This is a genomic window from Yoonia sp., from assembly GCF_017854415.1.
GTDB lineage: Bacteria > Pseudomonadota > Alphaproteobacteria > Rhodobacterales > Rhodobacteraceae > Yoonia.
Map to the genome: position 1 here is coordinate 1 of NZ_JAFMHR010000213.1, position 3,034 is coordinate 3,034.

The 3,034-nt window shown below is 54.6% G+C and carries 4 protein-coding genes and 1 tRNA gene; 2 read left to right on the forward strand and 3 right to left on the reverse strand.

Annotated elements, in window-relative coordinates; all coding sequences use genetic code 11:
- Positions 1-46 precede the first annotated feature (46 nt).
- A complete protein-coding gene (gene rocF / locus QZ197_RS15560) occupies positions 47-976 on the reverse strand; it encodes an arginase (protein ID WP_296433108.1) in 930 nt (309 codons plus the stop codon).
- Positions 977-1,062: 86 nt separating this feature from the next.
- Between rocF and QZ197_RS15565 the strand changes: the two genes are divergently transcribed.
- On the forward strand, positions 1,063-1,482 hold the full coding sequence (locus QZ197_RS15565) for an Lrp/AsnC family transcriptional regulator (protein WP_296433110.1): 420 nt from the start codon (positions 1,063-1,065) through the stop codon (positions 1,480-1,482).
- Here QZ197_RS15565 and QZ197_RS15570 read toward each other — a convergent pair.
- Positions 1,439-1,930: a disulfide bond formation protein B gene (locus QZ197_RS15570; RefSeq protein WP_296433112.1), complete on the reverse strand. Its 492-nt coding sequence runs from the start codon at positions 1,928-1,930 to the stop codon at positions 1,439-1,441. The two genes, QZ197_RS15565 and QZ197_RS15570, sit on opposite strands and share 44 nt — an antisense overlap.
- Positions 1,927-2,505 (reverse strand): YqaA family protein, encoded by a 579-nt coding sequence (locus QZ197_RS15575; protein ID WP_296433114.1) that lies wholly within the window; start codon positions 2,503-2,505, stop codon positions 1,927-1,929. Before QZ197_RS15575 ends, QZ197_RS15570 begins: the two co-directional genes overlap by 4 nt.
- Positions 2,506-2,658: 153 nt before the next feature.
- On the opposite strand from QZ197_RS15575, the gene QZ197_RS15580 reads away from it, so the two are divergent.
- Positions 2,659-2,744: transfer RNA gene (locus QZ197_RS15580), tRNA-Leu, on the forward strand.
- Positions 2,745-3,034 lie beyond the last annotated feature (290 nt).

Here is a 3,034-nt window from a genome sequence, read left to right on the forward strand (position 1 = left end):
TCGACGCTTACGAACGGCACCATGGCCAGTTTAGAGGCTTTGAGGCTCATGAATTGCTCCGGGTTGGACGGTCAAAGACACGGCGGCCCATCAGGGATGCCGTTAAATCAACCATGAGGTTTGCGGTCTTGCCGCGATCATCTAAAAACGGATTGAGTTCGACCAGATCAAGCGAGGTGACAAGATTGCTGTCTGACAGCATCTCCATCACCAAATGGCCTTCACGGACGGTCGCGCCACCTGGCACGGTCGTGCCAACGGCGGGGGCAACGGACGGGTCTAGAAAATCTACATCAAGCGACACATGCAGCATGCCATTTTCGGCCGCGACACGGTCAAGAAATGTCTGCAAAGGCGCGCTGATGCCTTCTTCGTCAATGCGTCGCATATCAACCAGCATGACATCTCCATCGTCCAAGACGGCATGTTCTGCGGCGTCCACGGACCGCAAACCAATCATGCAGATATTGCGCGTGGCGACTTTGGCGGGCAGGGGCGGGTAGGCGTCAAAGCCAGAGCGCCCTGTCACGTAACCCACTGGTGTGCCGTGCAAGTTACCACTGTCAGTCGTTTCAGGCGTATGGATATCGCTGTGCGCATCCAGCCAAAGCGCAAAGAAGGGCCGTCCCTCGTTTGCGGCATGTGCGGCCATGCCCGCCACTGTGCCTGCCGCCAATGCGTGATCACCGCCCATGAAGACCGGCATGCCACGTGGCGCAGCCGCGATTGCGGCGGCCATCAATGTCTGGGTCCAACCGACGTTTTCGGCCAGCTTGTATACCAAGGGATTGGGCGCATCTGCCACGGTTACGTCAGCGGGTGCCAAGTTACCGATGTCTTCGACCGTATAGCCAAGTGCGGAAATAGCCTCTGCGATGCCCGCAGTACGGTACGCGTCAGGTCCCATCAAGCACCCGCGGCGGCGTTTGCCGCAGTCGACGGGAGCGCCAATTAATATGCAATGTTTTTGTTTCATACGCACAGTGTTGTCCAAAACAGGGGGTAGGATAAGCCCGCAAATTGTGCAAAATGTAAGTCAATCATACATTTTGGGTGTTTACTATGGACATATTGGACAATCGCTTGATTGCCGCTTTGAAACGAAATGGGCGCGCGTCGCTTTCAGAGCTCGCGAGTATTCTAGAGGTCACCCGCAGCACCGTGCGTGTCCGATTGGACCGCTTGGTACAAGGCGGAGAGATCGCTGGGTTTACGGTATTGACCCGCGCAGATTTGCGCCCCGACGCTGTTCGCGGGCTTATGATGCTGGAAATCGAAGGGCGCGGTGCGGAAAAAACCATGAAACAGTTGCAGCGCATGTCACAGGTGAACGCAGTCCATTCAACCAATGGGGCATGGGATTTGATCGCAGAGATCGGCACCGAAACCCTAGAGCAATTCGATCAAGTTCTGTTTACGATCCGCCGCATGGAAGGCGTCAGCCGTTCCGAGACGAACCTGCTGCTGTCGACGCGCCGCTAGTCCGCACGGCCAAAATCCAACCAACAACCAATACAAACGAGAAGAGCGCGTTCCAGCTTGCCATCGACAACGTAAACAGCTCCCAGCTCACCTGATCGCACATGACCACGCGTGGCCCGGTGATGGTCAACAGATCAGCCCCGCTAAGCCCATCAAGGCTGCCACCACCTGTGCATGTGCTAGGACCTTCCCAAAAACCACGTTCAACGCCTGTGTGAAACACGCCAATTGCGCCTGTTGTTGCGGCGGCAAGTGCGCCCAACGCTGGCAAGAACCGGCCGCCGAATTTGATCGCAAGAACCCCGATGAGGATTGCGGCGAAGTGGGGCCAGCGCTGCCAAAGACACATCGCGCACGGCGGGTATCCAAGCAGTTGAAACATATATGCGCCTGCCAACAACGCGGCAGATCCACCAGCCGATAAGACCACCCAAAATTTCTGTGTCATAGCAAACCTATCAATGCGAACCCGCCCAGCAACAGGACACAAAACGCGATAAAGACCAACCCCAAGCGACGCTCGATAAAGTCACGAATGGGTGTCCCGTACTTCCACAATAGAGCAGCGACGAGGAAAAACCGCAATGAACGCGCAAAGATCGATGAGACGATAAAGACCCCCAAAGGCAAGCCCGTTACACCAGACGCGATCGTGATCACTTTAAACGGCAAGAACGTCACGCCGGCGACGACCACAGCCCAGGCGCCATACGCATTAAACACGGCAGACATTTCTTCAAAACTATCGGCTTTGCCATACATCTCTAGGATAGGCTGGCCAACGGTCTCCATCAAGGCCGCACCGATATAATAACCAAACATCCCACCCGCCACGGACGCAACCATTGCCACACCGGCGATGATAAACGCGCGCGAGGGACGTGCGATAATCATAGGAATCATCAACACATCTGGCGGGATCGGAAAGAACGACGATTCCACAAACGCGACGATCGCCAACGCCCACAAGGCATAGGGCGTTTGCGCCAAGGATATCGTCCAATTATAAAGACTACGTAACATGATTTGCCTACTTTTGTGCGTCTTAGGCCATGTGCGATGGTTTCGGTCAAGTCAATCAGCTTATGCATGCGACCGGCATTCCGTCAGCTTAGCAAAACTAGTCATAAAACCCGATTGACGCCGCCATGACAGCGCAGTAGGACATGCGCCAAGGCCGATGTGGCGGAATGGTAGACGCAGGGGATTCAAAATCCCCCGGTGGTAACATCGTGAGAGTTCGAGTCTCTCCATCGGCACCAAGGACCCAATTTAGTGGGGAATTGGTTACAAAAACGGGACATATACCGCTCCCAATTTTTTCAAAAACCAACGATAACTTGCATGCAGGTTTACGAAGTCTTGTGTCTTTGCGGGTAAGACTATCCAAATGTATGTATTGCGCTACGTTTCCCTTGTCGCCGCCCGCCGAATTTTGGTAGCACATAATCATTCATGCTCGCAGCCCTACATGCGCGCGGATCGCCGCTTGATGACTGAAGCGGTGAATAACGAGTAGGCACAGCTTTGTGATTAAGGCAGTGTCGTGTTG